Origin of the sequence: Novosphingobium sp. AAP83, from assembly GCF_001295795.1 — a bacterium.
GTDB lineage: Bacteria > Pseudomonadota > Alphaproteobacteria > Sphingomonadales > Sphingomonadaceae > Novosphingobium.
Map to the genome: position 1 here is coordinate 165,653 of NZ_LJHY01000003.1, position 24,603 is coordinate 190,255.

General features: G+C 58.9%; 18 protein-coding genes and 1 pseudogene. 13 read left to right on the forward strand and 6 right to left on the reverse strand.

The window, feature by feature from the left end; all coding sequences use genetic code 11:
- From IP81_RS02505 to IP81_RS02520, 4 genes are all read right to left on the reverse strand, one after another.
- Complete coding sequence (locus tag IP81_RS02505; protein ID WP_231626209.1) at positions 1 to 3,120, reverse strand: CHAT domain-containing protein; 3,120 nt, start codon at positions 3,118 to 3,120, stop codon at positions 1 to 3.
- Positions 3,117 to 10,520, reverse strand: coding sequence for a hypothetical protein (locus IP81_RS02510; protein ID WP_054106388.1), 7,404 nt, complete (start codon positions 10,518 to 10,520; stop codon positions 3,117 to 3,119). The genes IP81_RS02505 and IP81_RS02510 overlap by 4 nt, the downstream gene beginning before the upstream one ends.
- Positions 10,520 to 12,286 (reverse strand): ShlB/FhaC/HecB family hemolysin secretion/activation protein, encoded by a 1,767-nt coding sequence (locus IP81_RS02515; RefSeq protein WP_054106389.1) that lies wholly within the window; start codon positions 12,284 to 12,286, stop codon positions 10,520 to 10,522. Before IP81_RS02515 ends, IP81_RS02510 begins: the two co-directional genes overlap by 1 nt.
- Positions 12,287 to 12,448: 162 nt before the next feature.
- Entirely contained in the window at positions 12,449 to 12,646 is a 198-nt protein-coding gene (locus tag IP81_RS02520; protein WP_197274491.1) for a hypothetical protein, read from the reverse strand.
- A gap of 264 nt (positions 12,647 to 12,910) precedes the next feature.
- Between IP81_RS02520 and IP81_RS02525 the strand changes: the two genes are divergently transcribed.
- Together IP81_RS02525 and IP81_RS02530 are read left to right on the forward strand one after the other, a co-directional pair.
- Positions 12,911 to 14,047, forward strand: a complete 1,137-nt coding sequence (locus IP81_RS02525; RefSeq protein ID WP_054106391.1) for an acyl-CoA dehydrogenase family protein — start codon at positions 12,911 to 12,913, stop codon at positions 14,045 to 14,047.
- Positions 14,044 to 15,012, forward strand: coding sequence for an acyl-CoA dehydrogenase family protein (locus IP81_RS02530; RefSeq protein ID WP_054106392.1), 969 nt, complete (start codon positions 14,044 to 14,046; stop codon positions 15,010 to 15,012). The genes IP81_RS02525 and IP81_RS02530 overlap by 4 nt, the downstream gene beginning before the upstream one ends.
- 47 nt (positions 15,013 to 15,059) lie before the next feature.
- On the opposite strand, the gene IP81_RS02535 is transcribed toward IP81_RS02530, so the two are convergent.
- Positions 15,060 to 15,980, reverse strand: coding sequence for a formylglycine-generating enzyme family protein (locus IP81_RS02535; RefSeq protein ID WP_054106487.1), 921 nt, complete (start codon positions 15,978 to 15,980; stop codon positions 15,060 to 15,062).
- A gap of 227 nt (positions 15,981 to 16,207) precedes the next feature.
- Here IP81_RS02535 and IP81_RS02540 point away from each other — a divergent pair, with 227 nt between their 5' ends.
- From IP81_RS02540 to IP81_RS20015, 9 genes and pseudogenes are all read left to right on the forward strand, one after another.
- Positions 16,208 to 16,585 carry a Zn-ribbon domain-containing OB-fold protein gene (locus IP81_RS02540; RefSeq protein ID WP_082355908.1) on the forward strand — a complete coding sequence of 126 codons (378 nt, stop codon included), beginning with the start codon at positions 16,208 to 16,210 and terminating at the stop codon, positions 16,583 to 16,585.
- On the forward strand, positions 16,582 to 17,739 hold the full coding sequence (locus IP81_RS02545; RefSeq protein WP_054106393.1) for a thiolase: 1,158 nt from the start codon (positions 16,582 to 16,584) through the stop codon (positions 17,737 to 17,739). The genes IP81_RS02540 and IP81_RS02545 overlap by 4 nt, the downstream gene beginning before the upstream one ends.
- A gap of 127 nt (positions 17,740 to 17,866) precedes the next feature.
- A complete protein-coding gene (locus IP81_RS02550; protein ID WP_054106394.1) occupies positions 17,867 to 18,229 on the forward strand; it encodes a helix-turn-helix transcriptional regulator in 363 nt (120 codons plus the stop codon).
- 7 nt (positions 18,230 to 18,236) lie between these two features.
- A complete protein-coding gene (gene arsC, locus IP81_RS02555) occupies positions 18,237 to 18,668 on the forward strand; it encodes an arsenate reductase (glutaredoxin) (RefSeq protein ID WP_054106395.1) in 432 nt (143 codons plus the stop codon).
- Positions 18,668 to 19,756, forward strand: a complete 1,089-nt coding sequence (arsB, locus tag IP81_RS02560) for an ACR3 family arsenite efflux transporter (protein WP_054106396.1) — start codon at positions 18,668 to 18,670, stop codon at positions 19,754 to 19,756. The genes arsC and arsB overlap by 1 nt, the downstream gene beginning before the upstream one ends.
- Positions 19,753 to 20,517, forward strand: a complete 765-nt coding sequence (arsH, locus tag IP81_RS02565) for an arsenical resistance protein ArsH (protein WP_304437621.1) — start codon at positions 19,753 to 19,755, stop codon at positions 20,515 to 20,517. Before arsB ends, arsH begins: the two co-directional genes overlap by 4 nt.
- 69 nt (positions 20,518 to 20,586) lie before the next feature.
- The gene (locus IP81_RS02570) at positions 20,587 to 20,910 is read left to right on the forward strand and encodes a TonB-dependent receptor (RefSeq protein ID WP_054106397.1); all 324 of its coding nucleotides are present in this window, start codon (positions 20,587 to 20,589) and stop codon (positions 20,908 to 20,910) included.
- Positions 20,911 to 21,273: pseudogene (locus IP81_RS21210) on the forward strand (amidohydrolase); the annotation flags it as partial.
- Positions 21,266 to 21,526: a hypothetical protein gene (locus IP81_RS20015; RefSeq protein ID WP_054106398.1), complete on the forward strand. Its 261-nt coding sequence runs from the start codon at positions 21,266 to 21,268 to the stop codon at positions 21,524 to 21,526. The pseudogene IP81_RS21210 and the gene IP81_RS20015, both read left to right, overlap by 8 nt.
- Positions 21,527 to 21,649: 123 nt before the next feature.
- Here the strand turns inward: IP81_RS20015 and IP81_RS02580 are convergent, their stop codons facing one another.
- A complete protein-coding gene (locus IP81_RS02580; RefSeq protein WP_054106399.1) occupies positions 21,650 to 22,036 on the reverse strand; it encodes a BLUF domain-containing protein in 387 nt (128 codons plus the stop codon).
- 365 nt (positions 22,037 to 22,401) lie between these two features.
- Here IP81_RS02580 and IP81_RS02585 point away from each other — a divergent pair, with 365 nt between their 5' ends.
- Positions 22,402 to 23,187: a B12-binding domain-containing protein gene (locus IP81_RS02585; RefSeq protein WP_197274492.1), complete on the forward strand. Its 786-nt coding sequence runs from the start codon at positions 22,402 to 22,404 to the stop codon at positions 23,185 to 23,187.
- Positions 23,188 to 23,314: 127 nt separating this feature from the next.
- Positions 23,315 to 24,583 (forward strand): DUF3422 domain-containing protein, encoded by a 1,269-nt coding sequence (locus IP81_RS02590; protein WP_054106401.1) that lies wholly within the window; start codon positions 23,315 to 23,317, stop codon positions 24,581 to 24,583.
- Positions 24,584 to 24,603: the final 20 nt, after the last annotated feature.

The window sequence follows — 24,603 nt, forward strand, 5'->3', positions numbered from 1 at the left end:
TTAACGTGTTGCACTGCCCGGTGCTACTGGCGCGCTTTCCGCCACCAGCGGTTTCGCCCCATCCCCCAGCACAATGAATGCCGCCCAATAGAACGGGTGCGAGGTGTTGGGATCATCCATCAGCTTGTTCTGCGCCGATGACAACGCGTCTGCCAGTTCCTGCCCCGGCTTCGATCCGATCACGCCACCGATCAGCCGCTTGGTCGCGTCGAAATCATCCGGCACTGGCCAGTGGCTGGCGATGACCGTACGCGCCCCTGCGCCCACGAATGCGCGAACAAGACCATCAAGCGCATAGTTCCCGCCAGACGTCACGCCCGCTTCGCGGCTGGCCGCAACCGTGGCCATGCCCGCCGTATCGCAGGCCGACAGAATCACCAGATCCGCATTCAGCCGCAAATCGAAGATTTCGCGGAAGCTGAGCAAGCCGTCCGATCCATCCGCGCCGAAGCTGGTGACCAGCGCAGGCCTTGCCGGACAATCGGCGCGCGGTGCGGTGACCAGCCCGTGCGTGGCAAAGTGCAAGACGCGATACTGGTCAAGATCGGTGGACGATAGCAGCGCGCTGTCGTTGAACGCAGCTTCAGTCAGCACCGCACTGCCGCCGAGCTTCAGTGTACGCTGGGCGTACAATAATTCATCGGCGGAAATGGGGTTTTGCCAGGTGGCCAGCGGCCAGTCACATTCATCCGCCACCGCCGTCAGCGGGCGCGCCGATGGCTTGGCATTCTTGCCCAGCCCCAGATAATTGCGCGGCGCGGTGGATGCAGCCAGCTTGCGCAAATCAAGGAAGCCGCGCGAGCTGACCGCGATTGAAACTTCGCGCCCCCTGCCCAGCCAATCGATCCCGGTGAAATCGAACGGATCGCCATCGGGGCTTTCCATGCGCTCGGCATAATCGGCCATGCCTTTGTCCGATGCCACCAGCACGGTTGGCGGAAGCTGCAACATCCCGCCATCGGGTTCGAATATCAGGTGCTTCACTTGCGGCAGCCGCTCTTCAATCGGGGAAAACAACTGTTTGTAAAGCGCGCGGGACTTGTCGAGATCAAAGGGATAATTGACCTGTTGGCCATTCTCGACCTTGACGATCGTATCGCGAATTTCCTGAACCGACGTGTTCAACCGGTCAGGTGTCAGGCCAGTATCGAACACTTGCGCAGACGATGATGTAGCAACCAGGCTGTAGACATTATTGCCCACAATCATCAGCTTGTAATAAGCCTCACCGGTTTTGAGCGCGCTCTGCATTTCGGCAAGGGTAACGCGCTTTGGCGCAAGCACATTATAGCGCGGATAGGCCGCCAGCTTGCTGACAAGCGCGGTCTGGTCGCGCTGCATCGACGCCAGATTTTCCTGCGCAGTCTTCAATGCCGCAAGGTCTTGTGCGGTGGGCGCGTCAATCGCACCCAGCGCAGTCACCGTCGCATCAAGCCGTGCAATCTCGCGGGTGCGGTTAACAGACAGGCGGAAAAGCGCCGAAGCCTCGTCGTTGCCTTCGGACAATTGGCGGGCCAGCACGGCCTGCGTCTGCGCAACGCCGGGCCGTTGCAGGATTTGCGATGCGTTGAACAGCGCTGTCGACGCCGCATCATCGCCCTTCTTCGCCAATAGCCCGAAATAGGGCGCGAGCAATTCGCGCAAGGTGGTTCCGGCATCCGGCACAGCCTGGCTTTCTTCCACGACCTTGGCATAAAGCGCGAGCGCGCCTGCCTCATCGCCCGAACGCCCCAACCAGCCGGCCTTGCGCGCCTGCGCCGAAAGCAGCGCGGGCGATTGCGGAAAAGCGCTGGCGATCAGGCGGATCGAGCGATCAAATGCTGCTCCGGCATCGGAACCGCGCCCTTGCGCTTCGGCCAGCAGCGCCTGTTCCATCCGGATTTCCGAGCGCAACCACGCCGCCGAGGTAATGCGTCCGCCGCGCACCGCATCTATCCTGCTTTCAGCGGCCTGAAAACCGGCTATCGCCACTTCGAACTTGCCTTGGATACGCGCCGCCGTGGCGCGCAGGGCATCGGCCTGCGCATCAAGGATTTCAGCGCGCTCGGCATCGGACAAATCGGGATTGGCCGCGCCAAGCCGCTTGAGCGCGATACTTTCGCGGTTGATCTCCTCGGCCAGCGGCATATTGATTACCCCTGCCGACAGGCTTTCCCGATCGAATGAAGCGGCCATATTGGTCACATCGGCATCAAGCGCCTTCAGCGCGGCAACCGCGCGATGCTGGTTGAGCTGGTTGATCGCCCGGTAATTGCGGATCAGGCGCTGGCTCACACCATCGCTTTTCGAAGCAGACGCGCTCGCCTGTGCAAACAGGCGATCAGCGGCAGAGAAATTGCCAAGGTTGGATTGCTGCAAGCCTTGATTGGCCAGTGCTTCGGCAAAACCGTCGGCATTCGACGCACGCCCGCGAGCCGCCAGCGCTTCAAAAAACTCTGACGATTCAGCATAGCGCCCGCCATTGTTGCGCAAATAGCCTTCATCACGCGCGCCCAGCCGGTCAAGCTGTCCGGCCTGAACGCGGGCAAAAGCGGCAGGATCACTCACCTCCGTGGTCGCCACGCGGATTTCGCCGGGCACTGTGGCATCGCGAACCGCACTGGCAAGCGCAAGCTGCAAGGCCGGATCATAACCCGCCAGACCTTCCACGAAATACGTTACTTTTCCGTGCTTTACGACGTATCTTTTATAATCGATGCCAGCTTTCGCGTCTGTGCAAGTAACGGCATCGGCATTGCCCAATCCGGTGATAGCCACCGTTTTCGGCGCACTGCAATCAAACGCAACGCCGGCAAAGTCCGATGGCTCGGCCGCAATAGCAACATCGCGGCGTACCGCGATCATCGTGCCGATAGCTCCGGCAGCATCGCGGCAAGTCAGGCGGTAGCCGCGGTCAAACAAACCGTTCAACCGCTTGTCGAGCGGAGCGTTTTGCGCTGTGCAGGTGACGCCGCTGGTGCCGACGCGGAAAGAATTGCGCACCGAGAGCGGTTGCCCGTCCTTGCCCGCGCCCAGCGCCGGGACGGAAAGCCCGGCAATTGAAAGAACAAGTGCGGCCTGCCCGAGCAGGCTGGCGCGACGGACGATCCGGCTGGCCGGTGCGCAGTTCTGGGTGCTCACTGTGCGGTTCCTTCTGCACTGTTTTCATTGACTGCCGAACCGATCAGCGACGGGTTGCCACTGCCCGCAACCGGTTGATCAATTGGGGGTTTTTGTTGAAGCGGCGCGCTGTCAATGATCTGCGGCGGGGGCGCGATCGGACTGGAGGCGCTTTCCGAGGTAATTGCAGCGGCTACGGCTGCCTCAGCCTCTTCCTGCGCCTCTTCCGTCGCTTGCGCACTCTCGTCGCTTGCGACACTTACCGATGATGCGGGATCGGGCGTGAACTGCGGTGTGTTGCCAAGCACGTTGGTGGAAACAATCGCAATCTGGCCGGTAATCGCAGGCGTCGGGTCCAGCAGTTCCTGCGTCGCCGTGCAGGAAGCAGCGTTGAGGGCACAACCATTGACAGCGCTGCTTGCCGTATAGAGCGCCAGTGTATCGATACTGTTGACGACAAGATCGCGCGCGGCAATTCCCCCGATGACGCCTGCCGGGGTTTGCCATTTGCCGTTCACGATCAACGCGATGCTGGCAGGGCTCGCATTGGCCGGCGGGGTTACCTCGGAGAGTGCGAAATCGGCAAAGAATCCGGCGGGATCAAGGACCGTACCGGTATTCTGGATGTAGAGCGTTCCGGTGGGGAACAGATCAAGGCCCAGCGCGCGCAAAACACCTTCAGGGCGGCTGACCGCCGCAGCATTGTTAAGATCATCAACATACCCGACATAGAACGGATCGGCGGCCAACCGCTCCAGAATGGACCCGCTGGCGATGTGGATATTGGCCGCCGCAATCTCGACCGTACCGCCCAGCGCGGTGCCGGTCTGCGTGAGCGAAAGCGAGCCGGTGGCGGCATCGAGTTCAAACCGGCCCGTTGCAAATTCAAGGACATTGCTGCCCGCAAAGCCGCTGCCCGTTACATTGCCGGTAATGCGGATTGAACCGCCCATGGTTTGGGTATTACGGTTGCCAGTGGCAAACAGGATGCGGCCGCTAGGCCCCGCCACGATGCTTTGGCCGACAGTTCCACCCGCTGTCAGCGCCAGATTGCCGATCCGCATGCTGGCGGAACTGGCGGTGCTGCTGGAAGCGCCAATCACCAAGTCGCCCGTCGAGATCAGCCCGAACTCTGCAGCCGACAGGGCATAGCCAGTGCCGATAAGACCATCGCCGATCAACGTCTGCTCGCCACCGATGGATACGAGGCGGATGCTGCCGGTCGGGGTTGAATGAAGCCCCGATAGAACAGGCCGTCCAGCGGCATCGGTCAGGCTGCCATTATCGATGATCCGGATATCTGCCGAAGCGATAGTGGCAAGGGGCGATATCCAGCGCTGGGTAATGTTCACCCGTCCGCCTGTTTCAACATCGAGCAAAGCGCTGGTCGTTATGGCCGAACCCGTCATCGCGCCTTGGCTGTAGGAAACAAACCGGCCTGCACTGACCGCACCGACATTGACGGTGCCGCCGGTCCGGATAGGGGAAGCTGCCAGCAAGGCTGCGTAATCAACCGATGCCGAGCGCAGGAAGCTTTCCGCAGCAAGGCTGTTGCTGGCGATCAGGACGCGGCCTGTAGGGTTGGTGCTTTGGGCAGGATTGACCGGGTTGGCAGAAGATGCCCCTGCAAACACCCCGCCAGTCGACACGTCTGCGCCCGCCAGCAGCACGACATCGCGCGCGTTGATCGGGCCACCCACGCTCAGTGATTGCGGTGTGCTGATCAAAACATCGTTGCGCGCAGTAATTGCGCCGGTCGTCGCATTGCCGCTTAATGCAGCCACTTTCACCCCTTGGGTGTCAGAACGCAATGATCCGGTACTCAGGGCGCCTCCTGCCACAAGGTTTAGCCTGTTGGCCGCTACCAGATTGTCCGCGTTCAATGCGCCGTCTGCGGTAATCAGCAGATTGCCCGATCCAGTGGTCGATGGCAGCACAGTGATCGACTGGCTGGCAAACTCCGCCAGGGTGGCCGCCGTAAACGCAGCGGCAGATACCGCTCCCACCGAGATCGCCCCCCCAGTGGCGACAACAGGGCTTGCGAACACAAGATTGGCGTCAAAGCCATTGGCCAGTTGCCCGATGGCTTCCATCGACCGGTTGGCAATGAGAACGCGGTTGGATGCATTCAAATTGGTCGTCGAAACACTGCCCCCGCTCAGCAGCAGCAGATCGTAAGCCGTGGCTTGCCCGGTGCTGATGTCGCCATTGGCAAAGACATTCAGGTTTGATCCGGCAAAGAGCACGCCGGCGGTGATGCCACCATCCGAACGCAAGTTGATCGAGTTGAATTCACCATTCATTCCGGTTGGCGTGCCTCCACCAGCAGCAAGGTCGCCAGCAACCAGATTACCGATGCTTTCAAGACTTATGTCTGCGGCAGCATTTGCTCTTTCGACATCCATCGTACCAAGGGCCGACAGCGATATGGCCCCGTTTGACGCAATTTCACCAAACGATGAGTTTGCGCCTGCTGTTCCGAATACTGAACGTGCATCTATGTTTCCATTCACCGTCAGCGCCTGCGATGCGCCAAGCGTTACATCGTTGCGCGCGGTGATCGCGCCGGTTGCGATACTGCCATTCAGCGTGTTGACGCTGACACCCTGCAAATCGGAAACCAACGCTCCTGTGGAAATCGACCCACTGGCAGACAAGGCAAGCGCATTGCGCGCCGTCAAATCTGTTGCGGTTAGCACGCCCCCTGCATTGACAAGCAGACTGCCCGAGCCGGTGGTCGAGGCAACGACTGTAATCGCGCCGCTGGTAAATGCACCTTGCGTTGCCGCACTAAAGGACGTGGCAGATACCGGGCCATTGATCGTGATCGGGCCGGATGTTGGCACAACAGGCGTGGCGGCGAACACAAGATTGGCGTCAAAGCCAATGGCCAGTTGTCCGATGGCTTCCATCGAAGCATTGGCTATGAGCACGCGGTTGGAGGCGTTGAGCCCGCCGGTTGAAACGCTTCCTCCGCCCAGCCACAGCATATCGTAAGCCGTTGCCTCGCCCGTTGAAATAGCGTTTGTGGCAACGATGCCGAGGTTCGAAGCTGCGAAAATCGTGCCCGTGGCAATGCTACCGCCAGAGCGAAGCCTCACAGAGTTCAAATCGCCGTTTGATCCGGTTGGCACACCCATGCCCGCGACAAGGTTGCCGGTGGTGATGTTGGCAAGACTTTCAGCGGTAATAGAGTCGGTTACCGTGACATTACCGACATCAATTAAGCCCGTGGCCGAGAGGTCCAAGGCCCCGGCTGTAACATCATCAAGCGACAATGTTGTGCCTGCGATTGCTTCAACCAAACCAACGGCCGATATCGAACCAAGGTCGATCGCGCCAAGAGCGCCAAGCGCAAGCGTGCTTTGGGTTGCCAGATTGGCATGGGCGACAAGGTTCTGCCCGGAGCTCAAAGTGAGCGCCGTGGTGCCGGTCAAGGTTCCCAGCGTTGCAGGCACGACCGGATCGAGCACCCAGTTCGCCGCTCCGATTGCGACCGTTCCTGCTGCCAGCGTCGATTGATCGAGGGTAAGAGACGTTGAGGTCGACGAATTGAGCTGGAACACGCCAGTGACGGTTACTGCGGAATTGGCCAGCGAAATCGGATCAACAATTGCCAAATTCGCTGCATTGTTTGCCAACGAAAACAGAGATATGTTGGTTGCAGAGACAGAGCTGTCCTTGATGATGAACTGGGCCGCACTGCCAAGCTTGGCTTGCGTCCCGTTAATCAGACCTGTTCCTTCAGTAGCTGAAGACGCAAAGATCAAGTCTTGGGCTACAAGATTGCCGCGTTGTGAAGGTTGGCCGGACCGGCTTGTTACAAAAGCCGAGCTTCCCGCAATTGCAAATGGATCGGTACTGCCGATGGCAGCATTTCCGCCATTGCCGGTTGAAGCGCCCGATCCGCCTTGACCACCCAATGAGTTAGCTTCCCAAGAGGCCAAGCCATTGATCGTGACCGTACCACCTTCAACAACCAACCTTGCGCCGCCGCCGGTGGCGTTGCCGCCAGTGCCGCCAATAGCCCCGGCGATATTGACATCGCCTGCGCCACCATTACCGCCCGCGGCATTGGCCAAAGCAGCGATACTTCCGTAAGTGGCAGATCCAAGGTTGAGGGAACCGGTATCGGTCCCGCTTATCAAGCCGGTCCGAATTTGTCCGCCCGCAGCTTCACCGCCATTGCCGCCAGCAGCTTCAATGCCACTGCCACCCAGCCCGCCTATGCCAGAAGCAATTGCTTGAAGACCCCCTGTCTGCAAAGTTCCATTGCCGGCGCTGCCAGCAACCAAAACAGTGCCCCCCTCACCGAGACCACCACCTCCGCCCGCCTGACCGGGATCGATAGCATTGCTTCCGGCACCACCTGTGCCAGTGGCATTAACGGATACGGAACCAGCCGAGATCGCAGAAGGTCCGGAAAGTGCATTGCCTGCCAAGATGTTGACAGTGCCGCCCGAGCCGGCACCGCCGTTCGCGCCCAAAAGGCCGCCACCTGAATCAAATGCAACGCCATTGGCGCCCAAACCAAACGCGGTGATGTTCACGTTCGCGAGTGTTACATTGCCGCTATAGGCATAGATATTGGCTTGACCGCCGATCCCGGTCCCAGCGCCGAATGCCTCTCCGCCGGTGCCGCTTGCATTCAGCTGCGTCTGACCGATGACCGAAATCACCCCGCCATTACCAAGGACTGAGGGGGTTCCGGCACTAAGCGTTGCAAGACCGCCGGTGCCAACTCCGCCCGTGGTGGTAAGGTCTCCAGCACCACCTTCACCACCTAGGCCGGCGACGTTTAAAGTGAGATTCTGGCCAAATGTTGCCAAACCACCGTTAAAATCTACCGCTGCGGTTCCGCCGGTTCCGTCACCACCTTGCATCAAGGAGAAGATAGTATCCAACGCGTTGCCACCTATGCCAGTGGCCAAGAGATTGGTCGCTCCTGCAACGGAGAACACACTGCCCCCAGTGCCGGAGATTCTGGCTGTTCCGCCCAGACCATGCCCCGCCGGACCTTCTTCTTCGACGTTGGACCCCTGCCCGAAAGCTTCGATATCCAATGATCCGTCCAACTGGATTGAACCGCCGCTACTCAAGGTGATCTCAGCTGTGCCACCGCTACTGGTACTTTGAGGAAACGGAATAGCCGTGCCACCACCAAGGCCATTGGCGAGCAACCCTGTCCCAAAGGCGACGGTTATCGTACCACCTGTTTGCGCATCAAGGTTGACTTGACCGCCCGTACCGAAGGACACACCAGCGTTTCCACTACCGCCAAGAGCACCAGCATTGGCAGTCAAGGCTCCGTTGAAATCGAGCGTGTGCCCATCACGCGCGCCAATATAAATCTCGCCGCCGGTTCCATTCGAAGCGAAGCTGCCCACATCAGGGTTCGACCCACCAAGACCCTGCGCGCTAACCGAAACCCCACCATTAAAAGTCGTCGTGTCCGGACCGACCCCTGAGACTAAAACATTGATTATGCCGCCTGTGCCGTTGCCTCCTTGGCCAAAACCTGTGGCATTACCACCAACACCTTCGGCTGCAATAATCGTATCGGCAAACGTATTAGCAAACGTTAGGCTGCCCCCGTTACTCCCGGAAACATCAATGAGGCCGCCGGTACCGCTTCCGGCCAAGCCTTCCTGCGCATCGCCACCAATGCCGCTCGCTTCGATGTTTACAAAACCACCGATCGTTATGGTGTGGTCACCTGCCGCACTGATTGTGCCGAGGCCACCGAAACCATCTCCGCCGGTCGGTAGGCAGGTTGAACAAAAGAGACCAGCCCCCCCTGTACCGACAGCGCTTACACTAACGCCTCCAGTTATCGCAACCGATGAACCTGCCGTACCTGCTGCAAGGATATTGGCACTGCCACCAAGACCGGTACCGCCAGCACCAGACGAGGCCTGAACTCCACCGCCAAAACCGTTGGCATTAATCCCGGCATTGCCCAAGATGGTGATCTGGCCACCGTTGCTTGCTTGAATGGTCGCCAAGCCGCCGGTACCGCTCAATCCGGTTGATCCGGGCGAAGATGCTGCGGCACCAAAGCCTTCCGAGTTCAGCGCCACACTGGCGTTAAGATTGGCGACACCGCTAGAGTCGGCCAAAATTGACACGTCATTGCCGACAATCGGCCCCATACCAGAAAATCGATTGCCACTGATCGAGAGATTGCCAACAACGTTTAACACGCCGCCAGCATTGGCAAAGAGGCTGGAGCTGGCTCCAGTGGCTATGATGCCAGCATTAGAGGCAAAGTTAAGCCCACGCGCAAGGTTTGAACCAAGGTTTACGCCTCCGTTTACCCTCGCAACAAAGTTTGAAGTGATGTCCGCGTCGCCACCGATGACAGAGACCTGTCCTGTACCGCCAGCCGATGGGACAAAAGTTTGACTGCCGCTGAATAGGCCTAGATTATTGCCGCCCGACAAAATGATGGTATTGCCATCAATGTTGGCAGCGCCAGCAATGGCAAAGCCAAGCTGACTGCCGCTGCCAATGGCCATAGTGATTGCGTCGTTCTTGGCAACGGCAACCATGTAAATGCGGCGGGTGTCTGCGACACTCAAAGCAGCAGGGCCGGTGATCGTACCTACATTCTCGATGACCGTACCCGTTGCGCTGGTGCCGTCATCGACCGTTATCGTGAATAGCCCGCTGGGGGAGAAGGTGATTTCAGCAGAATCAGCTGCCACTAATGCAGCTGATCCATTTACGGTAATGGTGCCGCCGTTATAAATTCGCGGAGCCACGAGAGCGACATAGGAATTACTGGTGGTTGTATCGATCGTCGCGCCGGGGAGGATGCGGACCTCGGAGCCCGGAACCAAAGCATTGGTTGTGAGCGAGCCGAATGGATTGAAATTGTATGTACCCGCCGTGCCGAAATTGCCTGTGTTATCGTACTCTAAATCGAGGGTCGTGAGCGCGAGACTGCCGACGTCGAAGTTTGCGGTTGAACCAAGGATGATGCCGCCGGGGCTGTAGAAGAAGATGTTACCGCCGGGAACGTCTGTACCGGACACATTGATATTCGACACGACGTTGCCATTGAACTGGACAGACCTTGTCGAACCTGACGGGATGATGCGGTTCAGTACTGCATAATTGTCAAACGAACCGTCTGTGCGGGTAAATGTCGCGGTCGTGCCTGCGGTCTGGAAATTAATCGGGCCGCCCGTAATCGCGTTATCAGACGGAAGCCAATTGATAACCGCGCTGTCGCCACTGATACTGATATCGGTTACGCCGGAACCGATACTGACTGAAAACGAGCCTGCCCCCGGGCCATTGACCGTACCCTGAAACGATTGCGCTTGCGCCACCGGTGCGTGCGAGAGCAGCGCTGTTGCCAGTGCGGCGCTGGAGGCCGAAACGAGCTTGCGGGAAAGTGACGGGATCGGGCGCATCAGAAAGCACTCCACGGCAGGAGACGCGTAGTCAGCGTAAGAAGAAAACGGGGGTCGGATTTGAGCGCTTGCAAGCCGACCTTTTCAAGCGGGACGGCCAATGTGGCGTCCAGCCGGAAGCGCGCGCCGATTTCGCTGCGAATGCCGCCCCCGGCAGAGGTAAGCCGTTGCGATCCGGCACGGTCCTTATTCCACACCCATGCTGCATCGAAATAAACAAACGGCTGGATGCGCACTTTGCTGCCGCGCGACAGACCAAACCGAGGACCGCGCATTTCCGCGCTACTGCCCATCGCATCATCGCCGATCAGTTCGCCCGGATCATAACCACGCCCGATGGTAAAGTTACCAGCGGAAAACTCTTCAAAGCTCAGCAATGGCTTGAACGCATATTGCGCGCGCGGTGCAAGCAGGAACGAAATATCACCGAACGAGCGTTCATATTCACCCTGCCAGCGCACCGTCGTGGCGCTGCGTGAGCCGTCAGTACGGCTGGGAGGCGTCAGCCCCACACAAGCAGCACCGGTGCATCCGTTTGTCGCATCAAGGATGGCCAGGCCTTGCCGCACTTCCAGCGAATTGCTATAACGCCAGGCTGGACGGGGGCGGCTGAGATCAATGCCGTCCATGTCAAACCGCGCCCAGCCTACCCGCACTTTATCGCGCGACAGCGGCCCGATGAAATCGACGTCCTGATTGATCAGGTCCAGCCCGCCCGAAAGCCACCTGTTGCCCGCCTGCGCACGCTTCAGCGGATAGCGGGCATAGAGGCTGGCAAACAGGGTACGCGCCTCGATCCTGACGCCCGCAGGCAGACCTGCCACGTTGGGGTTGGTCCACGCGTACGTCATTTGCGCGCCAACGATCAGCCCGTTCCTGCCGGGGCGGAATTCGTGGCTGCCTTGCAAGATGTGCTGTTCGCTGAAGTCCTGCGTGGCGTAATAGGAAAGCGAGGTCACATCACCAAGGCCGGTGATCCCGAACGCCTGCGCGCGCACTTGCCCGCCAAACCGGCCCGTTGCCTCGGAAGCCAGATTCTGGAGCGTCAGGTCTACGGCATAAGGTTCGCGCAGCACGCTGACTTCGCCGACCAGATCACCCGCGCCCGTGCCTGCGGGGCGCAGTGTGAGTTGGACATTATAGCCGGGCAGATCGCGCGCCAGCAGCAGATAGCGCTCGGCACGGTTGATGTTGAACACTTCGCCTTCGGTCAACGCACCAAGGTATTGTTGCAGCTTGCGCTCGGCCCCCTTGGTTTCGCCGCGCGCCCGCACCGACGATATCCGCGCATAGAGGACTTCCATCCGCACACGGCCATCTTCGATCTTCTGCGTGGGCACCTGCACGGCTGCCAGATAGCCGCGATTGCGCAACGCAGTGCCCGCAGCATCACGGATTTCGCACAGTACCGAAACCGATTGCTCTGTCCCGACATAAGGCTGCCATACTTGTGCCAGTTCTTCGGGGCTGGTCTCTTTCAACCCGCCAAACGTAACGTCGGCGATCTTGATCTTGATATTGGCATATTGGGGATCTGCCAAAGGGCATGGCGAACGCTCGATATCGCCTTTCACCGTCAGGCGTGAAGGCGCAGGCGTCTGCTGGCTGGTAACACCCTTGATATCGTCACGCGTCGGGGCCGATGCGCCTGCTTGCGGATTGATATCTTGGCCATAAGCCTGCTGCGCCGCAAAGGCCAAGCCCGCTGCCGCCAAACGCGCGATACCACGCTGCAAAGCGGCTCTACCTGAAACCCCGAAATTCATGCTGACGCCCCCACGTGTTTTTCCGTAAGGCGACCCATATTTTCTAATTGTTGCTACACCGTTAGCGACAGCAGCTTGATTGTGCAAACTCTTGCGATAAAAATCGGTTAACTCTGTTTTCTCTCAATATTTTATATGGTTAATAGTTGTTTAACTTAGCCGTCAGGGATCATTGTCGGCATGCCGCGACAAAAGCCGTTCAACGCGCTCGAGTTGCTCCGCCTGCAATTCCTTGATTTCGCGAAGAACATCGCGCAGTTCCGGATTATCCAATGCTTCCAGCATGTCAGCCATCAGAATGTCCCCGACCGAGGCAGGTGGCTCGATCGACGCTAGTGCATAAGCGCGTTTCAGGATCACGGCGATTTCCCGCAGCCGCCCATTGTCCATCAATGATCCGCGAGTCCCATTCATTTCAACATGATAGCGCATTTTTCATAAACTTGGCACCTTTTGCGGATGCCTAGACCTGCCAATGGGCCAAACAAACAACGCAAAGATGCGCATATGTGCAGTTTCGTTGGCGCAACAAGAATGCGATAAGTCTGCTGCGGCCTTGGAACGATTGCAAAAATCGTGCAGGACCGGGAGGATATTCCAGAATGGCAAATACAGGAACATAGCGTGCAGACATTTGTGACGGAACGGGTCGCCTGGCCACCCACAGCGCCGGAATTGCGCGCGCAAGTGCGCAAACTCGTCGCCGACCACAGGCCGGGTGACGCTGTCTCGCGCGCCAATTGCTGGACCAGGGCAGACGCAGAATTCAGCCGCCTGCTCGGACAGGCGGGGCTCATCGGGATGACATGGCCCAAAGAATATGGCGGCCATGAACGCAGCGCACTTGAGCGCTATATCGTGCTTGAAGAATTGCTTGCGGCTGGCGCCCCCGTCGGCGCGCACTGGATTTCTGACCGGCAAACAGGTTCGCTCCTGCTGCGTTATGGCAGCGAAGAGGACAAGCGCCGCTGGGTGCCCGGCATGGCGCGCGGTGAAGTTTTTGCCTGCATCGGCCTGTCCGAACCGGGGGCAGGCTCCGACCTTGCCTCGGTGCGCACGTTCGCGCGGCGGGATGGCAACGATTGGATCATTTCCGGCCAGAAGGTGTGGACCACCAACGCCCATCACTCGCACATGATGATTGCGCTGATCCGCACCGAAGAAGGATCGGAACGCAACAAGGGGCTCTCGCAGTTTGTCGTCCCGATGGACGCACCGGGGCTCACCATCCGCCCGATCATCGATCTGACCGGCGGCCATGATTTCAACGAGCTGTTCTTCGAGGACGTCCGCGTTCCCGGCACCGCGCTGGTCGGTACCGAAGGCAATGGCTGGCAGCAGGTCACGGCGGAATTGTCGTTGGAGCGCTCCGGCCCCGAACGCTATCTCTCCTCGCTGTCGCTGCTGATCGAACTGATCCGCGTGGCCGAAAAGGCCGCATCGCCTGAAATCAATGCGCTGATTGCTCGCTTGACCGCCGAAGCATGGACTTTGCGCATGATGAGCACGGCGGTGGCCTGCAAGATCGCACGCGGCGAAGATCCGGCGCTGGAAGCCACGATGGTGAAAGACATGGGCAACAGCTATGAACAAGCCTTGCCCGAACTGGTGCAGGCTGCGGTGAATGTCGATCCTTCAGGGCCGGATGCACTCGGGCTGGCGCTGGGCTATCTGCTTCAGATGTCACCGTCATTTTCGTTGCGCGGAGGCACCCGCGAAATTCTCAAAGGTATCATAGCACGGGGGCTTGGCCTGCGATGAACGACGAGCAGCGCATGCTGGCAGACATGGCCAGCAATCTTTTCGCAAGCCTTGGCACGTCCGCCACGATTGAAACCAGTTGGAGCGACATCAGCGATCTCGCGCTGGACGGCTTACTGCTGACAGAAGAGCAAGGCGGTTTTGGCGGATCATGGGAAGACGCCCTGATCGTGTTCAGACTGGCTGGCTACAACGCCTTGCAACTGCCTGTTGTTGAAGCGGTTGTTGCCGCATCATTGGCAGGCCGCAATGACGGGCGCGGCACGATCGCAAGCTCTGCCAACGGCACGATGGACGGGGATCGCTTCACCGGCACGATCGGCGGCATCTGCTTTGGCAAAGGCTCAAGCTTTATCGTGGCTCCCTACCCCACCGGCGGATCGATGGTCATCGAAACAGCGGCGCTTGCGCTGGAAGATCAAACCAGCGTGGCTGGCGAAGCGCGCGAACATGCAACATGCGAAAACGTGCCCGTCACCTGCATCGAAGCCGATGTCTTTGCCATCGGCGCTTTGGCCCGCGTGGCGCAAATTGCGGGCGCGATGGATGCGGCCTTGGCCAAGTCGGTTGGCTATGCCAATGATCGCCAGCAATTCGGGCGGCCTTTGGGCAAGTTCCAAGCGGTACAGCAGAATCTTGCGACATTTGCCTGCGAAGCCGCCGCTGCAAACTGCGCCGCGATGGGCGCGTTCCAGGCTATGGCGCGCGGATCAGCCCCGTTCGAAACTGCTGCGGCCAAATTGCGCGCCAACCGGGCCATCGGCATCGGCACCGCGCTTGCCCATCAGGTGCACGGCGCTATCGGCTTTACCATCGAATATGATCTGCACCCGCTCACGCGCAGGCTCTGGGCGTGGCGTTCCGAATTCGGCAGCGATGCCTATTGGTCAGGCGTGCTTGGCGCGCAGGTCGTCGCGCGCGGGGCGGATAACTTCTGGGCCGATATCACGGCGCTCGATGGCTGACGGTGTTCTGGCGGGCAGCGGCTTTGGCCCCTGCCCGCCCGCCTGCCTTATACCCTGACAACACAGCGAAACCCGATGTGCGTGGTGGATGTATCGACCATTTCAGGATGGCGTGCGGCGGGGCGATAGCGCTGGCAATAATTCGCTGCGCACAAGTGTGATCCGCCTTTCAGCACCTTGCGGCCTATCTTTACGCGGGGCTGTGTCGGATCAAGGCTATCGCGCAATTTGCCGCCGCGCGGATTGCTGATCGTGCAGCACGCGTCCTTGCTTTTCTTTGCCGCCGCAGCGGGATTTTCCTGCCACCAATCGGCGGTCCATTCCCACGTATTGCCGATCAGATCATAAAGGCCATAACCATTGGCCGGGTAAGTCCGCACCGGCGAAGTCCGCTCCCACCCGTCAAGGCACTGGTTGGCAAAGGGAAACAGGCCCTGCCAGTAGTTGGCGCGCATTTGCCCATTGGGCGCCAGTTCATCACCCCACGCATAATCCTTACCGTCAAGGCCACCGCGTGCGGCAAACTCATACTCGGCTTCGGTCGGCAGCGCCTTGCCCGCCCACTTGGCATAAGCTTCGGCATCGGCGTGGGCGATGTGCACCACCGGATGATCATCAAGCCCCGCCAAATCGCTATCCGGCCCCAGCGGATGCTTCCAGCACGCGCCGAACACAAAGTGCCACCAGTTGGCGGGATCAGCCGTATCGACCGGCCCTGCGGTTTTGTGAAACACCAGCGATCCGGCCCGGTCCATGCCCGGCAACATGCCGGGGTAATCTTTGGGATCAGGCGCAATCTCGGCAAGCGTGATATGGCCTGTGGCATCAACAAAGCGCGCGAAATCGCGATTGGTCACAGGCACTTCATCGATCCAGAAGCTATCGACCTTCACCCGGCGCAGCGGCGCTTCCTCGGGATAGAACGTCTCCGATCCCATGGTAAACAAGCCACCTTCAATCAGGCGCATGCCTTGATGGAGCGGTTCGGAAGTCACCCAAGGTTCTTGTCCTGTCATACCGTGCTTAAACAGAAAAACGTAAGTCTGGACAAGCCTTGCGGCTTTGCGCACGAAAATCTGGCAAGATGGCACCCAAGTGCTATTCCGCGCCAAATCATTGGAAAGTAGGGTAACGCTGCCCGATCAGAATCGCGCGGTTCTCGCACACCTATTCGCTTGGACAACAGGAGATCGCATTGACGCAGGCCGCGCCGACATCGACGTACTTCCGCCATCTGGCGGAAGGCCGCTTTATGCTCCAGCATTCGCCCAGCACGGGTGAATGGGTCTATTACCCGCGCATGGTCGCCCCGAAAACCGGGGCTACAGATATGGTGTGGAAGCAACCAAGCGGGCTTGGCACTGTCTATGCCACCACCGTAAAGCGCGTGAAGCCGCCCGCCGCCGATGTGAACGTCGCCATCGTCGAACTGGATGAAGGCCCGCGCATGATGACCCATGTCCAAGGCATAGCGCCTGATGCCGTGCGCATCGGCATGCGCGTGCGCGCCTGCATCGTCGATGGCCCTGACGACGCCAAAATCCTTGTTTTCGAACCGGAGGCCGCAGCATGACCACAAGTGCACACTTGCGCGGCAAAACCGCCTTCGTCGGCGCGGCAACCTTCGGCTGTGGCGAGGCTCCGGGCTATACCGCGATGGAACTGGCCGCAGAGGCCGGACGCCTGGCGGTTGAAGATGCAGGCCTCTCGCTTTCGCAGATCGACGGCCTGTTTATCTGCCTTCCTGCAGATTTCCTCTCGGGCCTCAGCATCGCCGAATACTATGGCATCCGCCCCAAGATGACCAACAACAGCCGCACCGGCGGATCGGCCTTTTTGGGCCATGCCGAATGGGCCGCACTCGCGCTTGATGCCGGGCTGATCGATTATGCACTGATCGTCTATGGCAGCAACCAGCGCACGGGCGCGGGCAAACTGGTCAGCGCGCAAGCACCGTCCGTTTTCGAACACCCCTATCGGCCCAACAATCCCGTTGCGTCCTATGCTCTGGCCGCATCGCGCCACATGCATGTTTACGGCACGACATCCGAACATCTGGCATCGGTTGCCGTATCGGCGCGGCAATGGGCCAATCTCAACCCCGAAGCCTTCCGGCAGGGACCGCTGTCGATTGACGATGTTTTGTCCACGCGCCTTGTGGCCGATCCGCTTCGCGTGGCAGATTGCTGTCTGGTCACCGATGGCGCAGCCGCCGTGGTGATGACCCGCGCTGACCGCGCGAAAGACTTGCGCAAGCCGCCGGTTTCGCTTTTGGGCACGGCCTCGGCCACATGGCATTCGGAAATCTCGCAGCTTGATGATCTCACCGTCACCGCCGCCACGGAATCGGGCGCTCGCGCCTTTGCCCAGGCAGGCCTCACCCCGGCGGATGTTGATGTGGTAAACCTCTATGATGCCTTTACCATCAACACGATCCTGTTCCTCGAAGACCTTGGTTTTTGCAAAAAGGGTGAAGGCGGCGCGTTTGTCGCCAGCGGAGCGATTGCACCGGGCGGCAGCTTGCCGGTCAATACCAATGGTGGCGGGCTCTCGTTCTGCCACCCCGGCATGTACGGTCTTTTCACGTTGGTTGAATCCATCCGCCAATTGCGCAACGAAGCGGGCGCGCGCCAGATCACCGGCGCAAAGATCGCATTGGCGCACAGCAATGGCGGCACCTTGTCCAGTCAGGCCACCTGCGTGATGGGGGTTGCCGAAACAGTGTAAAGCCGGTCACTGTCCGGCCAAAGCGGAAGCACTGCTGCGCCCTACGGCCATATTTCGATAATTCTCGAATTATCGATTGACTCATGCTCGTGCGCATGTACTTCATCAACTTGCAAAAGGTGCAAGCATGAACGAACTCGCCCCCCAAGACCACGCGATCGAAGCCCTCGCCGCCCTCGCCCACGAAACGCGCCTTGCGGTATTCCGCATGTTGGTGAAGGCCGGCCCTGGTGGCCTAATCGCCGGTGCCATCGCGGAAAAGCAGGGCGTTCCGCCCTCCACCATGTCGCATCATCTGGCCACGCTGGAACACGCGGGCCTCGTGCAATCAACCCGGACAAGCCGCCTGATCCACTACCGCGCCGACTACCCCGGCATGCGCCGCCTGCTTGTCTTCCTGCTTGCAGACTGCTGCCAGGGCGCGCCCGAAATGTGTGGCGATCTGTTCGCCGATCTGAACTGCCCCCCAACCCCGCTTTGCAACGCTTGAGGACACAATGGCTGACATCATCATCTACCATAACCCCGAATGCGGCACCTCGCGCAACACTCTGGCGATGATCCGCAACGCCGGAATCGAACCGCATGTGGTCGAATATCTCAAGACACCGCCCTCGCGCGCCATGCTCGAAAACCTGATCGCCCGCGCCGCCATCCCCGCACGCGCGCTGCTGCGCGAAAAGGGTACGCCCTTTGCCGAACTTGGCCTTGCCAACCCCGATCTGACCGACGCGCAACTGACCGAGGCGATGATCGAACACCCGATCCTGATCAACCGCCCGCTGGTCGTATCCCCCCTCGGCGTAAAGCTGTGCCGTCCTTCCGAAGAAGTGCTCGATCTTCTTCCCGAAGCCCAGCGCGCCGCCTTTGCCAAGGAAGACGGCGAACTGGTGATCGATGCCGCTGGCAACCGCGTAACGGCCCGATAATGAACGGGACCAAACCAGCCGCTGGCAAACCTGAACGCCTGTCGTTCCTGGATCGCTACCTGACGCTCTGGATATTCCTCGCCATGGCCACTGGCGTCGGCTTGGGATCTGCTTTTGACGGCTTGCCGAAGGCGATTGATGCCATGTCATGGGGCTCCACCAATATCCCCATCGCTGTCGGCCTGATCCTGATGATGTACCCGCCCCTTGCCCGCGTGCGGTACAACGAACTGCCCCGCGTGTTTGAAGACAAGCGGGTACTGGCAATCTCTTTGGTCCAGAACTGGATCATCGGCCCGGTGCTGATGTTTGCACTGGCGGTGCTTTTCCTGTCGGACAAGCCGGAATACATGACCGGACTGATCCTGATCGGCCTTGCCCGTTGCATCGCGATGGTGATCGTGTGGAATCAGTTGGCGAAGGGTGACAACCAGTACGTCGCCGCGCTTGTTGCGTTCAACTCGATATTCCAGATCCTGTTCTTCAGCATCTATGCGTGGTTTTTCTTATCGTTCCTGCCACCGCTGCTGGGGCTTGAGGGCAGTGTTATAAACGTCGGCTTCGGGACCATTGCCGAAGCCGTAATGATCTACCTTGGCATTCCCTTCCTTGCCGGATTCCTGACCCGCCAATGGCTGGCAAAGGCAAAGGGCGACGAGTGGTACGAAAAGACCTTCCTGCCCCGCATTGGCCCGATCACGCTGATCGCATTGCTATTCACCATCGTTGCCATGTTCAGCCTCAAAGGCCGCGACATCGTGACCTTGCCCGGTGACACGATCCGCATCGCCATTCCGCTCACGATCTATTTCGTGGTCCAGTTCACGATCAGCTTCTTCATGGGCAAACTGATCGCCAGCGATTATCCGCGCACCACGGCAGTGGCCTTTACTGCGGCCGGTAACAATTTCGAACTGGCAATTGCCGTTGCCATCGCGGCATTCGGCCTCGCCTCGCCGGTTGCATTTGCTGCTGTTATCGGCCCGCTGGTGGAAGTACCGGTGCTGATCCTGCTGGTGAACGTCGCGTTCTGGTTCGGGAAGCGCTGGTTTCCAGACACTGTGCCGCCACGAGGCTTTGGAGCGTGACAACCGTGACATTCGAACGCCTGCGCCACCTTGCCGATCCCGACCACCTGCCCACTCTGAAGGCACAATACGCGCAACCCAAACCTGCCGCAGGTTTGGGTGATCTTGATCCGCCACCGCGCATTCTGCTGCTTTACGGCTCCTTGCGCGAACGCTCTTATTCACGGCTGGTGGTCGAGGAGGCCGCGAGGCTGCTGCAATACTTTGGTTGTGATACGCGCATCTTCGATCCGTCAGACCTGCCGCTGCCCGATCAGGTGAAGGATGATGATCACCCCGCCGTCGCTGAATTGCGCGCCCATTCGCTGTGGTCTGAAGGTCAGGTCTGGTGCAGCCCGGAACGCCATGGCCAGATCACCGGCATCATGAAAACGCAGATCGACCATCTGCCACTGGCCTATAAAGGGATGCGCCCGACTCAGGGCCGGACATTGGCGGTGATGCAGGTGAGTGCCGGTTCGCAATCATTCAACAGCGTCAACACTCTGCGCATCCTTGGCCGCTGGATGCGGATGTTCACGATTCCGAACCAGTCCTCGGTCGCCAAGGCCTATGAGGAGTTTGACGATGCCGGGCGGATGAAACCCTCGGCCTATTACGACCGGATCGTCGATGTGGTTGAAGAGCTTGTGCGGTTCACAGTGCTGATGCGCCCGCATGCCGCCCATTTGGTAGACCGTTACTCCGAACGCAAAGACCGTAACGAACCGGTTGCCACCCCCGCCGAAGCCGCAGGACTTGTGTCTAAACCTGCTGCTTAGCCAAGCGGTGGTCCGGGGGGCAGCGGGAAGCGCGATCGTGGCGAACTTCCCCTCGCTGGCGAAACGGCCTTGGGCGCTGAATATCGCAAGGAATCAGTCGCTGGTACGAAATGCCAAACCGGCTGCCCGGCCTCGACCGCAGACTTCCGCACGATCAATACCAACAAGATCGCGGGCCAGTGGTATCTTGATGCATCGTTGACCAAGCGTTTTGCCGTTGCCGGAACCGATGCGGAAGTGTTCTTATACGTCCGCAATCTGTTCAACAGCGATCCTGTACTGGTCGGTAATGGCCCGACAGGCGATAACACGCCTGCATACCCGCAAACCAATCGCAACTTGTACGATGTGCTGGGCCGGGTCTTCCGTTTGGGCGTTCGCCTGAAAATCTAGCTGAAGCCAAGGCCGGAGTGGCACGCCCAAGCGCCAACTGCCCTGAAAACCGAAGCAGCAGCACTGATCGATGGCAATGCCAAACTGGTTCAGGAGATGGTCGATTCCGTATTCAGCTTTCAGGAACCGGGCTTTCGAGAATTCCAGACGGCGGACTATCTGACCGGCATCCTTGAAAAGAACGGCTTTACGATCACAAAGGGCGTTGCGGGTATCCCGTCTGCGTGGACCGCAACATGGAGCAATGGCGAAGGACCCGTCGTGGCTCTGGGGTCTGACGTTGATGGCTTGCTTGGCCTGTCGCAAATGCCGGGCGTTCCCGGAATCAAGCCAATGGTTCCCGGAGCCCCCGGCCATGGCGATGACCGTGCTCGATGTGATGACCACGCCAAAGCTGATGAGCGATGCCAAGACCTATTTCAAGACCGTGCAGATGAAAGACGAAAAGTACGATCCTGTACTCACTCCCGAAGATCAGCCAGCAATCCACCTCAACAAGGAATTGATGGAGCGCATCCGGCCCGAGCTTAAAAAGTTCAATTACGATCCGGCCAAGTATCCGCCATATCTCGTTCAGCTTGGCGTCAATTATCCGATTCTGATAGCACAACCTTAAGGCTGCAAAGGCCCGGTGTCACAGCAATGGCACCGGGCCTTCACATGGATCGTCAAAACTTCGGAGCGGTGCGCCCCATGCCGGATTTCCCCGTGCCGTTGTGCAGGGTGCCCCAAGCGCCCGTCAGGCTGCTACCCGCCGGAATACGCTCTGCAATTCTTCAACACTGGCTTTGGCAATCGCACCCTGACTGACGTCGTCGGGCGACCAATGCCACGTGTGGGAGGGATCATGCAGCATCGCCCAATCCGGGAACATCCGACTTGCAACTTCCGACCGGCTCAAAAGCTTCACTTCCAAATGGCGTGGATCAGCCGCAATGCGTTCAAACAGCGAATCGATTGCTTGCGCCGGCCCTTCCAGCATTTGCAGATAGATGTCCTGCCGACAAATCAGCGCCCCTGTTAACCCATGCTGCGGATTGTTGCGCCGCGCCGTGGCGAGTATCCCCGAGAGCGTTGCGCTGTCATACCCAAAAGGCTGAGACATATAGATCAATTGCGTAATCATGGCTTGAACCCTCTCCAATGGGCGGATGCTAAACTATTGAATAGGCTGCAACAAGCTCGCTGCGTTGTGCTATATCAATGGGTATATGGCAATATTGCAGCGCAGCATTGAGCTGTTAACAGTATTACCCAACCAATATATTCCCTTGCCCCTTTGGGCAGGTTTTTGATCTGCCCTCGACAGAGGTACGCGGTTGTGTTGTCTTGTCGAGGCAGATTACGGCATCGGTACAAAAAAAGGGAAGCACCATGGGACAGGCGGCCAAGGCGGCATTTCCGGCGATTGACCGGCAGAGCCTTCACAGGCTTGAAACGCATTTCATCGCATCTGACATTTATCGTCGGGATGATGTTGCTGCGCGGCAGGTGAAACTCGCACGGCTCATCTCAAACAAAGTCATTCCCCAGCTATTACGCATTCATGCCGATGTTGTTCCTGATGCACCACCGATCGAGGAAATTATAAAGGCGCTTGCGCCTAGTAACAGTGACATAACCGATCTTGCCGACATCGTTTTGGGCAGCGATCTGGAAGCCGCCGTTGCCTATATTATCGTGCTGCGTGATCGCGGTGTGGCGATGGAAACGCTGTTCGTCGAACTGCTGGAGCCGACAGCACGTTATCTGGGCGAAATGTGGGACCGTGATGAGTGCGATTTTATTGATGTGACATTGGGCGTAGCGCGGCTGCAAAAGCTGCTGGCGATCTTTAACAATACGCACCACGTCCCCTCGTTGGATAAGCGGCGGCAGGTGCTGATGGCAATGACTCCGGGTGACCAGCATTCCTTTGGCGTCACGATGGTCGAACGGTTCCTGGTTGCCGCAGGTTGGGAAGTTCACACGGAGTTATCTGGAACTGTTGAAGATGTTGTGACGGCTGCGAAAGAGGGTTGGTTTGCGGTAGCAGGCCTCACATTGGCGTCGGATGAAATGATAGACAGCCTGAAATCAACCATCGTGAAATTGCGCGAGCATTCGCAAAACCGCTACATCGGAATCATGGTTGGCGGGCCATGCTTCACCGCCAATCCTGCGTTAGCAAAGGAAGTCGGGGCCGATGCAACCGCCCCCAATGCGCCTTCGGCGGTTGTAACTGCGCAAAAGTTGTTTGATTTATCGATTGCCGCCAGCCACCGAATGAGCTCTTGAGGGCCTGAACGGATGATACTGAATCTGTTTGCCGACCCGTACCACTTACCATATCTTTAACGCGAGACCGTGATGCCGCGCGAATGGCTATCAAGAATTCGCGCCACCGGTTGAGGGGACGGCGACTGTGCGGGATCATGAACTTAGACGGCGGGCCGTGGGCGAGATGCACTTGCGGCGCTGGCCCCTGCTTCCGGTACCGTGCCATATCATCCAGTGGGTGCTGGCCGTATCGGACGATGAACGCCCCGCCGAACTAGCGGCGGTTGAAGCGCAATCGGGCAAAAACGATCTGGTCGGCAACCCATCGCATCGTGAAGGCGTCATCAACGCCAAGGTATCCTTCACATGGGAGCGGCAGAGCGAAGGAAGCAGCCTTACGCTATTTGCCAGCGATTGCGATGAAGCGGGTTTTCTCGATCCCGCGAGCGATACGGATATCAACACGGCAATTGCCTGGGCACTGGAACTGCCCGGCCAAATCGTCCGCAGCACACGGGTTTGGCTGGGGGAAACCGATGCCCATGTCGCCGGTCTTCTGGAACAAATATCGCTCAACCGTGATGAACTGGTGTCCAGCACGCTGGGCGGGACCATCCGCATCTGGTCCGATTTCCGCATCATGGATGATGGCTTCGGGCGGTTGATCGTGGCCGCCAATGGCGCTGACGAGCGTGATCTTACCCGCCAGCTGCAACGGATGCAGGAACTGGGTAATTACCGCAACAAAGCGTTGCTAGGCCTGCCCATCGCCCGCGAATGCTGGCCAAAGCTTGACGCTGCCGAAGTGCGACTGCGCGATCTGGCGGACCGCATTGCCAATAGCGAAGCCCGCGATGATAGCTTGATGGAGGAGCTCTCCCACCTGTCGCTTGATCTTGCGTCCTTCTCCACATCAATGTCCTTCCGGCTGGATGCCACACGCGCTTATGGCCAGATCGTCGAGGAACGGCTTGAGCAAATCGAAAGCCGTCCGATCGAGGGTTATGCCTCGCTCACTGACTTTACCCAGCGGCGCTTTCGCCCCGCGATGAACACATGCCTTGCCACAACCGAACGGATTGAGCGTTTGGCCAAAGGTACTGAGCAATTGGCATCGCTGTTGCGGGCACGGATCGATACGCGGATCGAGAATCAGAACGCATCATTGTTGCGGTCTATGGAGCGCAGCATAACCATGCAGGCGCGGCTGCAACAATTGGTCGAGGGTCTATCGGCGGTGGCGCTCAGCTACTATTTGCTGGGCCTGATCAAATACGCACTGTACGCCGTACCCCATGACATGCTGGGTGTATCGGGCGATTCCGTGGTGGGTGTGCTTGTGGTGCCCGTAGTGGCAACGGTCTGGTACACGATGCGCAGCTTGAAAAAACGGCTAATGGGCAAATTTGAATAAACCGAAAAACCGCTTGTATT